Annotated in this window: 10 protein-coding genes; 7 read left to right on the top strand and 3 right to left on the bottom strand. The window is 64.4% G+C overall.

Translation table 11 applies throughout. The annotated features are described in order from the left end of the window. Positions 1-3: 3 nt before the first annotated feature. From B3361_RS09210 to dacB, 3 genes are all read left to right on the top strand, one after another. Positions 4-3636, top strand: coding sequence for an ATP-binding protein (locus B3361_RS09210; protein ID WP_054905101.1), 3633 nt, complete (start codon positions 4-6; stop codon positions 3634-3636). A 41-nt stretch (positions 3637-3677) separates the two neighbouring features. Further along, positions 3678-4022 (top strand): YggL family protein, encoded by a 345-nt coding sequence (locus tag B3361_RS09205; protein WP_009684007.1) that lies wholly within the window; start codon positions 3678-3680, stop codon positions 4020-4022. A 186-nt stretch (positions 4023-4208) separates the two neighbouring features. Continuing rightward, a complete protein-coding gene (dacB, locus tag B3361_RS09200) occupies positions 4209-5666 on the top strand; it encodes a D-alanyl-D-alanine carboxypeptidase/D-alanyl-D-alanine endopeptidase (protein ID WP_029887788.1) in 1458 nt (485 codons plus the stop codon). Positions 5667-5741: 75 nt separating this feature from the next. Here dacB and B3361_RS09195 read toward each other — a convergent pair whose 3' ends face one another. Next, entirely contained in the window at positions 5742-8132 is a 2391-nt protein-coding gene (locus B3361_RS09195; protein WP_054905087.1) for a sensor domain-containing diguanylate cyclase, read from the bottom strand. Between the two features lie 94 nt (positions 8133-8226). After that, entirely contained in the window at positions 8227-10419 is a 2193-nt protein-coding gene (gene rlmKL / locus B3361_RS09190; protein ID WP_286920184.1) for a bifunctional 23S rRNA (guanine(2069)-N(7))-methyltransferase RlmK/23S rRNA (guanine(2445)-N(2))-methyltransferase RlmL, read from the bottom strand. Between the two features lie 558 nt (positions 10420-10977). Here rlmKL and rmf point away from each other — a divergent pair. Next, positions 10978-11193 carry a ribosome modulation factor gene (gene rmf, locus B3361_RS09185; protein ID WP_003248687.1) on the top strand — a complete coding sequence of 72 codons (216 nt, stop codon included), beginning with the start codon at positions 10978-10980 and terminating at the stop codon, positions 11191-11193. 106 nt (positions 11194-11299) lie between these two features. Here rmf and B3361_RS09180 read toward each other — a convergent pair whose 3' ends face one another. Then, on the bottom strand, positions 11300-12322 hold the full coding sequence (locus tag B3361_RS09180; protein ID WP_009684011.1) for a quinone-dependent dihydroorotate dehydrogenase: 1023 nt from the start codon (positions 12320-12322) through the stop codon (positions 11300-11302). 158 nt (positions 12323-12480) lie between these two features. Here B3361_RS09180 and B3361_RS09175 point away from each other — a divergent pair, with 158 nt between their 5' ends. From B3361_RS09175 to B3361_RS09165, 3 genes are all read left to right on the top strand, one after another. Beyond that, positions 12481-13695, top strand: coding sequence for a CmpA/NrtA family ABC transporter substrate-binding protein (locus B3361_RS09175; RefSeq protein WP_054905089.1), 1215 nt, complete (start codon positions 12481-12483; stop codon positions 13693-13695). Between the two features lie 12 nt (positions 13696-13707). Then, positions 13708-14283, top strand: coding sequence for an ANTAR domain-containing response regulator (locus B3361_RS09170; RefSeq protein ID WP_009684013.1), 576 nt, complete (start codon positions 13708-13710; stop codon positions 14281-14283). A gap of 190 nt (positions 14284-14473) precedes the next feature. Continuing rightward, a complete protein-coding gene (locus B3361_RS09165; RefSeq protein WP_054905090.1) occupies positions 14474-15685 on the top strand; it encodes a nitrate/nitrite transporter in 1212 nt (403 codons plus the stop codon). Positions 15686-15693: the final 8 nt, after the last annotated feature.

The raw sequence follows: 15693 nt of genomic DNA, 5'->3' as shown, positions 1-15693 counted from the left end.
TTCATGGCCCGCCCTTTCGCCCGCCTGCTGCTCGCGCTGCTGCTGTTCAGCAGCGCGGCACTGGGCACCCACCACGAAACTGCATCGTACACGCTCCTGGCGCGTTCATCGGCCAGGCCAGCGCCACCGCAACTCACCGCCGAGCAACGGCAATGGCTTGCAGGGCGCCAGGAACTGGTACTGGGAACATCGGCCCCCGACTACCCGCCGTTCGACATCTCCAGTGGCGGCCATGACTACCAGGGGCTCACCGCCGAATATGCAAACCTGATCGGTACGGCCCTGGAGTTGCCGGTACGCGTGCTGCGTTTTCCCAGCCGCCAGGCCGCTGTAGAAGCACTCCGGCAAGGCGACATCGACCTGCTGGGCAGCGCCAATGGCTACGAAGCGGCCAGCGACGGCCTGGCCCTGTCGCACCCCTATGCCGTTGACCAGCCGGTGCTGGTCACGCGCGAAGACGAAACGCGGGCACTGGACACAGGCCTGGCCGGCATGCGCCTGGGCATGCTCTATCACTACCTGCCCGAGGCAGAAATGCTCAACGCCTACCCCAAGGCCGAGCTGCTGACGTTCGAGTCTTCAAGCCAGGCGTTGAACGCCGTAGCGTTCGGCCAGGCCGACGTGTTCATCGGCGACACCGTTTCCACCCACTACCAGCTCAACCGCGGCCACCTGCCACGCCTGCGCATGGCCAACTTCGGCAAGCACGAAGCCATCGGCTTCGGCTTTGCCTTGCGCCAGCAGGACACCGTACTGAGGGAACTGGTCGATACCATCCTCGATAGCCAGCCCCCCGCCATGCGCGCCAGTATCTTCAAACGCTGGAGCGCCGGCAGCGACCTGCTGTTGACCGACCGCAACCTGCAATTGAGCGCAACAGAGCAACAATGGCTGCAGCAGCACCCTGTGATGCGTGTGGCCATCGACGACACGGCTGCGCCCTTGTCCTACTTCGATGGCTCGGGGCATTTTCGCGGCATCACTGCTGACCTGCTTGAGCTCATTCGCCTGCGGACCGGCTTGCGCTTCGAGGTACAGCGGGCCAGTGGCATTGCCGACATGATCGCCCGCTTGAAGGATGGCCGCGCTGACGTGATCGCCGCCCTGGCCATCGCCGGGTTGGTCGACAAGGACCTGCAGATCAGCCGGCCGTACCTGGAAAGCGCCTATGTTCTGGTTAGCCGCAAGGACAAACCGGCCCCAGGGTCCCTGGAGCAGTTGCAGGGCCACCGCATCGCCTTTACCCGCCACAGCGCCATGCATGCCACGTTGCCGCAGCATTATCCGCACATTGGCTGGGTCGAGAGCGCCAGCGCGTTCTATTCCATGGCGTTGCTCAACAGCGGCGCCGTCGATGCGGTGATCACCACCCTGATCGATGCCAACCACGCCCTGGCCAGCAACCCCGACCTGGTCATCCGCACCTCGGTCGGCGGCGAGCCCGCCAACTACGCCATGGCCACCAACGCGTCTTCACCGGCTTTGGCCTCGATTCTCGACAAGGCCCTGCAGAGCATTTCGCCCGAGGAACTGGGGGTCATCAACAACCGCTGGCGCAGCTTTGGCCCGCACGAAGACAGCAAGAGCCAGAGCTACCGCCGGCTGGCGCTGCAGGTGGTACTGGCCACGGCGGTGCTGCTTCTGCTGGCGTTGCTCTGGAACGCCCGCCTGCGCTTGCAGATTCGCCAGCGCCAGCGCGCCGAAAGGGCGCTGAACGACCAACTGGCATTCATGCGCGCACTGCTCAACGGCACCCCTCACCCCATGTACGTGCGCGACCGCGATGGCCGCCTGCAAAGCTGCAACTACAGCTACCTGGAGGCGGTGCAGGCCCGCTCCGAGCAGGTTATCGGCAAACAGCTGAGCGCCAGCCTGTTCGCCGACGCCGAACAGACCCGGCAGATCCAGGCGGATTACCACAAAGTGATGGCTGCCGGCTCCCCCCTGATCATGGACCGCCCGTTGCGGATCAAGGGCCGGGAGATGACCATCTACCACTGGATCCTGCCCTACCGTGATTCGCTGGGTGAAGTGCAGGGCATCATCGGCGGCTGGATCGACATCAGCGACCGCCGCCAGCTGGTCACGGAACTGCGCCAGGCCAAGCAGCAGGCCGACAATGCCAACCGCGCCAAAAGCACCTTCCTGGCCACTATCAGCCACGAAATCCGCACCCCCATGAATGCCGTCATCGGCATGCTCGAACTGGCGGTCAAACGCGCCGATCAAGGGTGGGTGGACCGCAGCGCGCTGGCCTTGGCGCACCATTCGGCCAAAGACCTGCTGGGCCTGATCGGTGACATTCTCGATATCGTGCGCATCGAATCCGGGCATCTCTCTCTGGCCCCCGAGGTGGTCGACCTGGCAGCGTTGGTCGAGTCGGTGGGGCGCATGTTCGATGGCCAGGCACGGCAAAAAGGCCTGGCGCTGGAAGTGATCATCGAACCGGCCGCACGTTGCCACGCGTTGCTCGACCCCCTGCGTTTCAAGCAAGTGCTGTCCAACCTGGTGAGCAACGCCATCAAGTTCACCGAGCATGGCCAGGTACGCATCTGCGTCAGCCTGCTGGACGAAGCCCCTGGCAGGCCTGCAATGCTGGACCTGGAGGTGCGCGACAGTGGTATCGGCATCCATCCCGACGACCTGGAACGCCTGTTCAACCCGTTCATCCAGGCCAACCCGCACAGCCAGGGTGCCCGCGCGGGCACCGGGCTCGGTCTGGCCATCTGCCGCAACCTGTGCGACATGATGGGGGGCAGCCTGACCATCAAGAGCCTGGAGGATGTCGGCACCCAGGTGCGCCTGAAGATGCCGTTGCAACGGGTCGATGCTGCAGCGCAACCCGCCCAGTTGCCGGAATGCCTGGACGTTCCCGACCCCGGTCTGCGCGTGCTGGTGATCGACGATCACCCGGCCAACCTGGAACTGATGGCGCAGCAGCTCGGTTATCTGGGCCTGCAGCATGCCAGCGCCCGGGATGGCCGGGAAGGCCTGGCCGCCTGGCGCGCCGGTGATTTCGACGTGCTGGTGCTGGACTGCAACATGCCGCACATGAACGGCTATCAGCTGGCAACCGCCGTGCGCACCGAAGAACGCCATGGCCAGCGGCCGCGCTGCACCATCCTGGGTTATACCGCCAACGCCCAGCCAGAGGTCCGTCGCAAGTGCCTGAGCGCCGGCATGGACGACTGCCTGCTCAAGCCCATCAGCTTGAGTACGCTCAGCCAGTGCCTGGCGGGCATTCACCCGCGCCGCCAGCAATGCGCCCCGGGCAGGTTGTACGAACTGGACGGCCTGGCGGCCGTGACCGGGCCAGCACCCGACGACCGCCTGCGTTTTCTGCAAGCGCTACTGCAGAGCCTGCAGGCCGACCTGCTCAGCTTGATGGCGCTGGACCCGCAGCACGACAGCACGGCCATCGCCGACCAGGCCCACAAGGTGCTGAGCGCCGCACGCATGCTCAAGGCACCCGCCCTGATGGCGGCATGCGAAGCGCTGGAAGCCGGCACCCTCACCCCTGCCCAGCTACGCTTGAAGCGCCAGGCACTGGCACGCCACATGCGCCGGGTGGAGCGCGCCCTGGCCAGGGAGTTGGCGCCACCCGCCGACACTCAGGCAGGCAGCCACGCGTGTTAACTGGTAGACTGCGCGGCGTTATTACCTAAGAGGATTGTTTCATGGCCACAAACCGCTCCCGTCGTCTGCGCAAGAAGCTGTGTGTCGACGAGTTTCAGGAATTGGGCTTCGAGCTGAACCTGGAATTCAAGGAAGATCTGGATGACCAGGCAATCGATGCTTTCCTCGACGCGTTCCTGGCTGAAGCCATGGACGCCAACGGCCTGGATTATGTAGGCGGTGACGATTACGGCCTGGTGTGCTCGGTCAAACGCGGCTCGGTCAGTGAAGAACAACGCGCTGCCGTCGAAGCCTGGCTCAAAGGCCGCAGCGAACTGACCAAGATCGAAGTCAGCCCGTTGCTGGACGCCTGGTACCCGGAAAAGCCGATCAACAAGGCTGAGTAACCCTCAGCCCGGTTCGATCGAAGAAAGGCCACCTCTCGAGGTGGCCTTTTTATTGGCGATGGTTTTCCGTCGAACGTGGCGCATCGTCGCTACGCTTGGGGCATAATGCGGTTTCTTTAGCTCGTGGGGCCATCATCGCTTACAGCCCCAATGTCCTTTTCCCTCGCTGCAGGGTATTTGCTCACCATGATCAAAACGCTTCGTCCCCTCGTACTCGCCGGCCTGCTATTGCCCTTTGCCTTGCCCAGCCAAGCCGCAGCCGTCAACACCACCTTGCCTGCCAAAGTGCAGCAGGCGCTCAAAGCCAACAAACTGCAAGACACCGCACTGTCGCTGGTCATGCTGCCCCTGGATGGCCCCGGTGTTCCCACCGTGTTCAATGCCGACGTGTCGGTAAACCCGGCTTCGACCATGAAACTGGTTACCACCTACGCAGCCCTTGAGCTGCTTGGCCCGACCTTTCAGTGGAAGACCGAGTTCTACACCGACGGCACCCTGAGCAACGGGGTGCTCAACGGCAACCTGTACCTCAAAGGCGGCGGTGACCCCAAGCTGAACATGGAAAAGCTGTGGCTGCTGATGCGTGACCTGCGCGCCAATGGTGTGCGCACCGTCACCGGTGACCTGGTACTGGACCGCAGCCACTTCGTGCAACCCAACCTGCCCCAGTTCAACGACGACGGCGGTGACGAAAACAAGCCGTTCCTGGTCAAGCCCGACTCGCTGCTGGTCAACCTCAAGGCCCTGCGCTTTGTTGCCCGCAACGATGGCGGCAAGGTCACCATTGCGGTGGAGCCACCGATTGCCAGCATCCGCATCGACAACCAGGTCAAGCCTGTAGCCTCGAAACAATGCAGTGGCGATGTGCGCTACAACCCAGTGCCTCAGGCCAACGGCATCAGTGTGACGGTCAGCGGCCAACTGGGTGACGGTTGCAACTCGCAGACTTACCTGGCCCTGCTTGACCACCCGACTTACGCGGCCGGTGCCGTACGTGCCATCTGGAACGAGCTGGGCGGCACCATCCAGGGCGGCGACCGTGTCGAGAACGTGCCCAAGAGTGCCCGCCTGCTGGCCCGTGCCTTCTCCCCAGACCTGGTCGAAGTGATCCGCGACATCAACAAGTACAGCAACAACACCATGGCCCAGCAGTTGTTCCTCAGCCTTGGCGCACAGTTCCGCACCGATGCCGATGGCGACGATGCGCGTGCCGCACAGCGCGTGGTACGCCAGTGGCTGGCGAAAAAAGGCATTACCGCGCCGCACCTGGTGATGGAAAACGGTTCTGGCCTGTCGCGAGCCGAGCGCGTCAGCACCCGGGAAATGGCCGAGATGCTGCAGGCAGCCTGGAAGAGCCCCTACGCTGCCGAATACATGAGTTCGATGCCGCTGGTGGGCATGGATGGCACCATGCGCAAGCGCCTCAAGCGCACCGCCATGGCCGGCGAAGGGCACATCAAGACCGGCACCCTGAACACGGTGCGCGCAATAGCCGGTTTCAGCCGCGACAGCAACGGCCACACCTGGGCGGTGGCGGCGATCCTCAACGACCCGAAACCATGGGGTGCCTCGCAGGTGCTGGACCAGGTGCTGCTGGACCTGTACCGCCAGCCGAAGCTGGCCGGCAGCACCGCTGCCAATTGATGCATCGAGCGCCGCCCGCGCGGCGCTCGATCTCACAGGCGCTGAAGATGTGGTGACCAGCACCTGGCAGCGCGGTCAGGCAGACTCCCCCTCTACCCGGTCCCGCCCGGCCTGCTTGGCCGCATAAACCCCGGCATCGGCGCGCAACAGCAACGCGTCGGCGCCCTCCCCCGGCCGCCACCCGGCCACGCCGAAACTCGCGGTGACTTGGCCCACGCCGTCTACCGGGTCATTGCGCACGCCTTGCCAAAGCTCCAGCGCCAGCACACGCGCCTGCTCGGCATCAGTGCCCGGGCACAGCACCATGAACTCCTCCCCGCCCAGCCTGCAGAACACATCGGTCCGCCGCAAGCGCTGGCCGATGCGCTGGCACAGGCTACGCAGCACCCGGTCACCGACCGCATGGCCGAAACGGTCGTTGATGCGCTTGAAGTGATCAATGTCGAGCATGATCACCGCCAGCGCCTGGCCATCTCGCTGGGCACGCTCCAACTCGTTTTTCAGCCGTTCCTGGAAATAACGGCGGTTATGGATGCCGGTCAGCGAATCGGTCACCGACAGCCTGCGCAACTCGTGTTCCACACCCTTGAGATCGGAAATATCGGTCAGGTAGCCATGCCACAAGGTACAGCCCTGCTCGCCCACTTCCGGCGTTGCCTCGCCACGCACCCAGCGTAAGCCCGCCCGGGGCAGGCACACGCGGTACTCCTCGCGCCATGGCGTCAGGTGCTCGGCCGAGTAGCGCACCGAACGGCTCACCCGCTCCAGGTCATCAGGGTGAATGCGCTCGTACACTGCGGCGGCATCTTCGCGTAGCTGCTGCAGGTCAAGCTCATAAATGTCGTACAGCCCCTTGCTGGCATAGGGGAAACACGAATGGCCGTTTGCATCCAGCCTGTACTGGTAGATGCCGCCCGGTACTTCGGCACTGAGTTTTTCCAGCAACCGGTCACGCGCAGCCAATGCCTCATGTACCCGACGCCGCTCAGTGACGTCGATGCAGATGGCCAGGTAACCCACCCATAAACCCTGGTCGTCCAGCATGGCGGTCACCAGCATGTTGGCTACCAGTTGGCTGCCGTCGGCGCGTACCAAGGTCCACTCACCTGGCTCGGCGCCCTGTTCGTATACGGTTTCGGCAAACAGTGCATGGCCCCCCGCAATGGCGCGGCCAAAGCGCAAACTCAAGGCATGCGCACGCTGGCTCAGCTCCTCGGCCAGAACCAGTTGCTCAAGGCGCAGGCGGCCAATGGCTTCACTGGCCGGGTAACCGAGCATGCTTTCGGCACCGGCATTGAAGGTGCTGACCACCCCTTTGAGGTTGGTGGCGATGATCGCAACCTGGGTCGCGGCATCCAGCACGCTGCGCAGCTGGTTGTGGGTGCCACGCAGCGACTGTTCGCTGACCTGCAGCGCTGCGGTGCGCTGTGCAACCAGGGCCAAGGCCCGTTGACGCTGGCTGAACAGGTTGAACAACAGCACGCTCAGCAGCAGGCTCAGCAAACCGCCCAGTGCACCGACTGCCAGCACCGCCGAAGAACGGTTGGCCTGCAGGAATGCCAGGCTGGGGCGGATACTCAGCAGCAGCTGGCGGTCCGCCAGGTGCAACACCTGATCGCTGACCAGCGACAGGGGCGCCACGGGGTTGTTGGAGTCGTACAGAACTTCTGGGCCCTGCCGCCCGGACGGGTCAACCAGGCGCGTTACCAGGTTATCGTCAGGCGCCACTGGCCGGCCATCGCCGATCAGCTCGGGCATGCTCAACAGGGCCAGCACATAACCCGCTGCCGCGCCGTGGGGCGTGGCAACGGCGAATACCGGGGCCACCATCATCAGGCCGCGCACGCCCGGTTCGCTGGTATTCAACTTCAGCGGCTGCGACACCGCCATGCTCCCCGGCACCAGCGCCCGCGCAAGCACTGCCCGGGCCGCATCCTGCGCAGCCAGGTCGAGACCAGATGGCAGCCCCGGCAAGGTGCCTGACGCGCTATACAGCACGGGAAAATACAGGTCGCGCGCGGGGGCGCGGCGCCACTGCCCCTGCGGGTCCTGATCGCGAATCATAAAGCCCGGGCCAGCAAGGGTGCTGGCCTGGCGTTCGAATATGGCCCGCTGCGCGGCCTCTACACGCGGGGCCCAGGCATAGGCCTGGGTACGGTGCAGCAGCGGCCGGGCATAACCGGCAAATTCCCGGGGGGTTATTTCATCGGAATAGCTGAAAAACCAGCGCAGCCCATCCAGGCGCTGCTGCTGTTCGGCAAAACGCTCGGCGATGCGGCCAAAGCGCTCGCCCGCCAGCAACTCGAAGCGCTGGCGCAGCTGCTGATTGTACAACGACTGCGTGGCCAGGGCCAGGGCGGCCGTCAGCAGGCCGCCGGCCAGCAGCGCAATCAAGGCCATCACCCAGGCGGACATCGCCTCTGCGCGCAGGCCAGGCACCCGCGCAAGCACGCCACACTTTGACATACACACGTCTCGTCACGTCAGCGTCCTGCGGATTATCCAGCCATGAACCAAGTTATAGCTATTGGCCACTACCCGCGCAATGTACCCCGTCGGCTCAGCGCAGCTGCAAGCGCCAGGCGCGGTGGATGCGGTTGTTGCGGGCGAAATCCGGGTCCAGGGTCTGGGCCGTTATGTCCTCCACGGCGTAGCGCGCCATCAGGTGTTCGTCCAGCTGGAACTTACGGAAGTTGTTGGAGAAATACAGCACGCCACCGGGCGCCAGGCGGGCCATGGCCAAGTCCAGCAACTGCACGTGGTCACGCTGCACGTCGAACACACCTTCCATCCGCTTGGAGTTGGAGAAGGTTGGCGGGTCGATGAAGATCAGGTCGTAGCTGTCGCGGTTACCCTCCAGCCAGGCCATGACATCACTCTGCTCCAGGCGATTGCGTTCGGAATGGCCATTGAGCGCCAGGTTGCGTCGCGCCCAGCCCAGGTAGGTTTTCGACAGGTCGACGCTGGTGGTGCTGCGCGCCCCACCCTTGGCCGCGTGCACGGTGGCCGTGGCGGTGTAGCAGAACAGGTTGAGGAAGCGCTTGCCGGCTGCTTCGCGCTGAATCCGCATGCGCATCGGGCGATGGTCGAGGAACAGGCCGGTGTCGAGGTAATCGGTGAGGTTGACCAACAACTTCACGCCGCCTTCGTTGACTTCCTGGAAACGGCCCTCGGTAGCCTGACGCTCGTACTGGCGGGAACCGCTTTGCCGCTCGCGGCGCTTGAGCACCACGCGCTGCGGGGCAATGCCCAATGCCTGCGGAATGGCCGCCAGGGCATCGAGCAGGCGCGCCTGGGCCTTGTCCGGGTCCACCGAGCGTGGTGCGGCATATTCCTGCACGTGTACCCAGTCGTGGTACAGATCGACTGCCAGGGCATACTCAGGCATGTCGGCATCGTACAGGCGATAGCAGTCGACCTGCTCGCGTCGGGCCCATTTGCCCAGTTGCCTGAGGTTTTTCTGCAGGCGGTTGGCAAACATCTGTGCCCCTTCCGACAGGCGTGCCGGCTCGCTGGTGACGGGCACCTGCTGGCCGACCTCACGGGTGTCGGCCGGTGCCTCGCGGCGCTCACCGGTGACGAACTGGTCAGGCTGCACCTTGAACAACAGCAGCTTGCACGGCAACGCGCCGTTCCAGAACGCGTATTGCTTGTGGCTGCGAATGCCCATGCGCTTGCCCAGTTGCGGCGCCCCGGTGAATACCGCAGCCTCCCAACCCATGCACGCCTGGCGCAGACGCTCACCCAGGTTCTGGTAGAGGTACAGCAGGCTGGCTTCGTCGCCCAGGCGCTCGCCGTAGGGCGGGTTGCTGATGACCAGGCCTTTCTGGTTCTGGTCCGGGCGCGGCTCGAAGGTGCTGACCTCGCCCTGGTAGATTTTCACCCAGTCACCCAGGCCTGCGCGCTCCACGTTGTTACGGCCCGGCTGAATCAGCCGCGGGTCGGCCTCGTAGCCACGGATCCACAGCGGGGGTTTGGCCAGGCCAGCCTGGGCCCGTGCCTGCGCTTCTTCATGCACCTTGCGCCAGAGCGCCGGCACATGGCCGAGCCAGGCGCTGAAACCCCAGCGTTCACGCTTGAGGTTGGGCGCGATGTCGGCAGCAATCATGGCGGCCTCTACCAGGAACGTACCTACACCGCACATCGGGTCGGCCAGCGCGCCACCTTGCGCGGCAATACGCGGCCAGCCGGAGCGGATCAGCACAGCGGCCGCCAGGTTTTCCTTGAGCGGCGCGGCGCCCTGCTGCAGACGATAGCCACGCTGGTGCAGGCTGTGCCCGGACAGGTCGAGGGACAGGATCGCCTCGCCGCGCTCCAGGCGCAAGTGCACGCGAACGTCAGGATCGATTTTTTCCACCGACGGGCGCAGGCCTTCGCGGTTGCGCAGCTTGTCGACGATAGCATCCTTGACCTTCAACGCACCGAAATGGGTGTTGTCGATGCCCGAGCCATGGCCGCTGAACTCGACCGCCAGGGTGCCATCGGCCGCCAGGTGCTCCGCCCAGTCGACGGCGCGCACGCCGTCGTACAGGTCGTCGGCGTTCTTCATGGAAAAACGCTTGAGCACCAGCAGCACACGGTTGGCCAGACGCGACCAGATGCACAGGCGGTAGGCGGTTTCCATGTCGGCGGCGCCGCGGATGGCCGAGGTGTGCTCACGCACTTCGTCCAGGCCAAGGCCTTTAGCCTCTTCGGCAAGCAGGCCTTCAAGGCCTTTGGGGCAGGTGAGGTAGAGTTCGAAACGGTCCGACATGAATATTCCAGAGCCTTGGGCTATTGACTGACGAGGCGACGCATCGCCCCGCGATGTTTGCCCGCACGCCTTTCCAGCAGGCGTGCAGGTGGCCGGTTGGGCACAACGTGTGCCGCAGCGGGCCGGGCCACCTGACAGATCTGCACTTTGCCGGGTGGCAAAGACAGCTTAGATCATCAGGCAGTACGAAAAATTCTGGCGACGTAGAGCCCTGTGTGACCCTTCGTCGCATTTCAAATTATTTCTCTGTTCCTTGAGTGACGCTGGCAAAATGACGTCAATGATCGGCAAACCCCGATCGTAGCGGGCTCAACGCTAAACAAGGTTGAGTCGCATTTCTTTACTTATCCCCACACCCTCACAAACGTTACGTCGTTATGACAAATCGATCATTCACACCGTGACTCGCATTCGATAGAACTGGTCTCAGGCCGCTTCGCAACGAGGCGGCACATCCAGCTCGCGACGCCGGCAGCGAGCGCAAACCGGCAGAAAGACTCTGCCCGGCCTCGGAGAGGCCGACGGGACATTACAGTCAACAAGTGAGGGCAACACCCTATGAGAAGACTTAAGCGTGATCCGTTGGAAAGAGCATATTCACGTGGCTACCAATACGGGGTCACCGGCAAATCCCGCGAACTCTGCCCGTTCAATCTTCCTTCTGTTCGCCAAGCCTGGATCAACGGCTGGCGTGAAGGTCGCGGCGATAACTGGGACGGAATGACTGGCACCGCTGGCATCCATAGACTCAACGAAAATCACGCCGTAGGCTGATCGAGGACACTGAATTCGATTTACATGCACGCCCCAATCGGGCGGCGGGCGTAGGCCCAGGGGCCCCTTCAAGGGGCCCTTTTTAATGGGCTGGCAAAGCGCCAAACTAGCGCGGCATCGCCGCGATCGCATCCACCGCTTCGCGAATCAGTGCCGGCCCCTTGTAAATGAAGCCCGAATAGATCTGCACCAGGCTCGCCCCGGCAGCGATCTTCTCGGCAGCGTGGCGCCCTTCGGTGATGCCACCGGCGGCAATGATCGGCAACTTGCCACCCAGTTCGCCCGCCAGCACCTTGACGATATGGGTGCTCTTCTCCAGCACCGGCGCGCCTGACAGGCCACCTGCCTCGCCCCCATACGGCAGCGCTTCGACACCCTCACGGCCCAGCGTGGTGTTGGTGGCAATCACCGCATCCATGCCCGACTCCATCAATGCAGCCGCCACCAGGGCGGTTTCTTCGTCGCTCATGTCCGGGGCGATCTTGATCGCCAGCGGCACGCGCTTGCCATGTTCAGCAGCCAGCTGCTCACGGCGCTCGGCCAAGGCATCGAGCAGTTGCTTGAGCGAATCGCCGAACTGCAGGCTGCGCAGGCCCGGGGTGTTCGGCGAACTGACGTTGACCGTGATATAGCTGGCAGCGGTGTACACCTTGTCCAGGCAGATCAGGTAGTCGTCGACCGCGCGCTCGACCGGGGTGTCGAAGTTCTTGCCGATGTTGATACCCAGCACACCGCTGTAGCGCGACGCACGAACACGACCCAGCAGGTGGTCGACCCCCAGGTTGTTGAAGCCCATGCGGTTGATGATGGCGGTGGCTTGCGGCAGGCGGAACAGCCGAGGCTTGGGGTTGCCCGGCTGCGGGCGCGGCGTGACGGTGCCGATTTCGACGAAACCGAAGCCCAACTGGGCAAAGCCGTCGATGGCCGCGCCATTCTTGTCCAGGCCGGCGGCCAGGCCGACCGGGTTGGCGAAGTTCAAGCCCATGACCGAAACCGGCAACGCCGCCGGTTGCTTGCACAGCATGCCGTTTAGGCCAAGACGGCCACCGGCACCGATCAGGTCCAGGGACAGGTCGTGGGAAGTTTCCGGGGAAAGCTTGAACAGCAGCTGGCGGGCCAGGGTATACATGGGCGGGCAAGGCTCAGGGTGAGTGAGGGGGCGATTATAGCCAGCGCGGCGCCGGCATGACAGCACATCGTGGGGCCATGGGGCGAGGTGGTCGCGTAAATGGCACATCGGTTGCACCCCAAGTGCCCACAGCCTTATCAGTATGGGCGAGGAACCTTGTGAACACTGCACCCCGAGCAACGCCCCTGGCCTGGGTCAACGGCAGCGACGCGCCGGAGAAACCCAGCCTCAACATCGGTTTCATGGGCCTCACCGACTGCGCCTCGGTCGTGGTCGCCGCCACCCAGGGCTTCGCCCAGCAGCACGGCCTGACCCTCAACCTCAAGCGCCAGGGCTCGTGGGCCGGCCTGCGGGACAAACTGGTCAGTGGCGAACTGGACGCCGCGCACTGCCTGTATGGGCTGGTCTACGCCGTGCACCTGGGCATCGGTGGCGTGCCGGGCAGCGACATGGCCGTGCTCATGGGGCTGAACCAGAACGCCCAGGCCATCAACCTGTCCCCGACCCTGCAACGCAAAGGCGTGACCAACCCTGAAGCACTGGCGCGGCTGGTGCACCAACATGGCCCGCGGCTGACCTTTGCCCAGACCTTCCCCACGGGCACCCACGCCATGTGGCTGTATTACTGGCTGGCCAGCCAGGGCATCCACCCTTTGCGTGACGTCGACAGCGTAGTCGTACCGCCTGCGCAGATGGCCGCACACATCCAAGCCGGGCGCATCGACGGCTTCTGCGTCGGCGAGCCGTGGGCCGCCGACGCGGTCGCCAAAGGCCAGGGCTTTACCCTGGCCACCAGCCAGTCGATCTGGCCCGACCACCCGGAAAAGGTCCTGGCCTGTGCCCGCGCCTTTGCCGAACAATACCCCAACAGCGCGCGCGCGTTGATCAAGGCGATCCTCGCTGCCAGCCGGTTCATCGAGCAAAGCCCGGACAACCGCCGCAGCGCCGCGCAACTGCTCAGTGGCAGCGCCTACCTGGACACCGCGCTGGCCAGCATCGAGCCACGCCTGCTGGGCCACTATCAGGACGGCCTGGGCAACCACTGGCAAGACCCGCACGCCCTGCGCCTGTTCGACCAGGGCCGAGCCAACTTCCCATACCTGTCCGACGGAATGTGGTTCATGACCCAGTTTCGCCGCTGGGGCCTGCTGCGCGAAGACCCGGATTACCTCCAGGTCGCGGGCCAGGTCCAGCACCTGGCGCTGTACACCGAGGCAGCCCAGAGCCTGGGCGTGGCATACCCGGCGCACCCCATGCGCAGCAGCCTGCTGATAGACGGTGGCCGCTGGGACGGCAGCGACCCCTATGGCTATGCCCGTAGCTTCAGCCTGCATGCGTTGGGCGAGCTGCCCGACGCCCAGGTTGGCAGGTAAGGGGGGACGACCATGCTGCGCATCCTGCTGATCGACGACACCCAGAGCAAACTAGGCCGCCTCAAGGCCGCTTTGACCGAGGCCGGCTTCGACGTCACCGAAGCCCCAGGCCTGACCATCGACCTGCCCGCTTGCGTCGAAACGGTGCGCCCGGACGTGGTGCTGATCGATACCGATTCACCGGACCGCGATGTGATGGAGCATGTGGTGCTGGTCAGCCGTGACCAACCCCGACCGATCGTGCTGTTCACTGACGAACACGACCCCGGGGTGATGCGCCAGGCGATCCAGGCAGGGGTCAGTGCCTATATCGTGGAAGGTATCCATGCGGCGCGGTTGCAGCCGATTCTGGACGTGGCCATGGCTCGCTTCGAAAGCGACCAGGCCCTGCGCGCCCAGTTGCTGGCACGCGACCAGCAACTGGCTGAACGCAAGCGTATCGAGCAAGCCAAGGGCCTGCTGATGAAAATGAAAGACTGCAACGAAGAACAGGCCTACACCCTGATGCGCCGCCAGGCCATGAGCCGCCAACAGAAGCTGATCCAGGTGGCCGAGCAGATCATCGCCATGCACGAGATGCTCGGCTGAGGGGGCCGGTGCACTGCCTGGCCACCCTGACCAGGCTCAGTTGGCCCATCTCTTGCTGAACAAAACGCACCGGTAACCAACGGCGGTTGCCCCACTTAAATTCCGACAAAGACGTCGCTCACCCCTCCACAGCCGTGGAGCGGGTGGCGGCGTCTTTTTCGTTCCGTTGCATGACCGAGTGAGGTGTTCGATGAGTACCAGCTTCTGGAAATCCGGGCATGTGCCCACGCTGTTCGCCGCGTTCCTGTACTTCGACCTTAGCTTCATGGTCTGGTACCTGCTGGGCCCGCTGGCGGTGCAGATTGCCGCCGACCTGCAATTGAGCGCACAACAGCGGGGCTTGATGGTGGCGGTGCCGATCCTGGCCGGGGCCATCCTGCGCTTTGCCATGGGCGTGCTGGTGGACCGCCTGTCGCCCAAGACCGCCGGGCTGATCGGCCAGGTGGTGGTTATCGTCGCGTTGGCCGCCGCCTGGCGCCTGGGCGTGCACAGCTATGAACAGGCACTGCTGCTGGGCGTGTTCCTCGGTTTTGCCGGCGCCTCGTTCGCCGTGTCGCTGCCACTGGCTTCGCAGTGGTACCCGCCACAGCATCAAGGCAAGGCCATGGGCATCGCCGGGGCCGGCAACTCGGGCACGGTGTTCGCGGCCCTGCTCGCCCCGGCACTGGCAGCCGGCTTTGGCTGGAACAATGTCTTCGGCTTTGCACTGCTGCCACTGTCGCTGGCGCTGGTGGTCTTCGCCTTGCTGGCACGTAACGCCCCACAACGGCCCAAGCCCAAAGCCATGGCCGACTACCTCAAGGCACTGGGCGACCGCGACAGCTGGTGGTTCATGTTCTTCTACAGCGTTACCTTCGGTGGTTTCATCGGCCTGGCCAGCGCCCTGCCCGGCTACTTCAGCGATCAGTACGGCCTGAGCCCGGTCACCGCCGGCTACTACACGGCGGCCTGCGTGTTCGCCGGCAGCCTGATGCGCCCGCTCGGTGGCGCCCTGGCCGACCGCTTTGGCGGCATCCGCACGCTGCTGGGCATGTACAGCCTAGCGGCCGTCTGCATTGCTGCCGTCGGCTTCAACCTGCCCTCCGCGACAGCCGCCCTGGCCCTGTTCGTCAGCGCCATGCTCGGCCTGGGTGCCGGCAATGGCGCAGTGTTCCAACTGGTGCCGCAACGCTTCCGCCAGGAAATCGGCGTGATGACCGGGCTGATCGGCATGGCCGGTGGTATGGGTGGCTTCCTGCTGGCGGCGGGGCTGGGCACCATCAAGCAGCACACTGGCGATTACCAACTGGGGTTGTGGCTGTTCGCCAGCCTGGGCCTGCTGGCCTGGTTCGGCCTGCACGGCGTGAAACAACGCTGGCGCACCACCTGGGGCTCGGCGGCCGTGACCGCAGCGCGGGTCTGAGGCCCCCC

Source organism: Pseudomonas sp. UBA6699, from assembly GCF_002454615.1.
In the GTDB taxonomy this organism is placed as follows: Bacteria; Pseudomonadota; Gammaproteobacteria; order Pseudomonadales; family Pseudomonadaceae; genus Aquipseudomonas; species Aquipseudomonas juntendi.
Note: the sequence above shows the minus strand (reverse complement) of the source record. Positions and strands in the feature narration are given on the sequence as shown.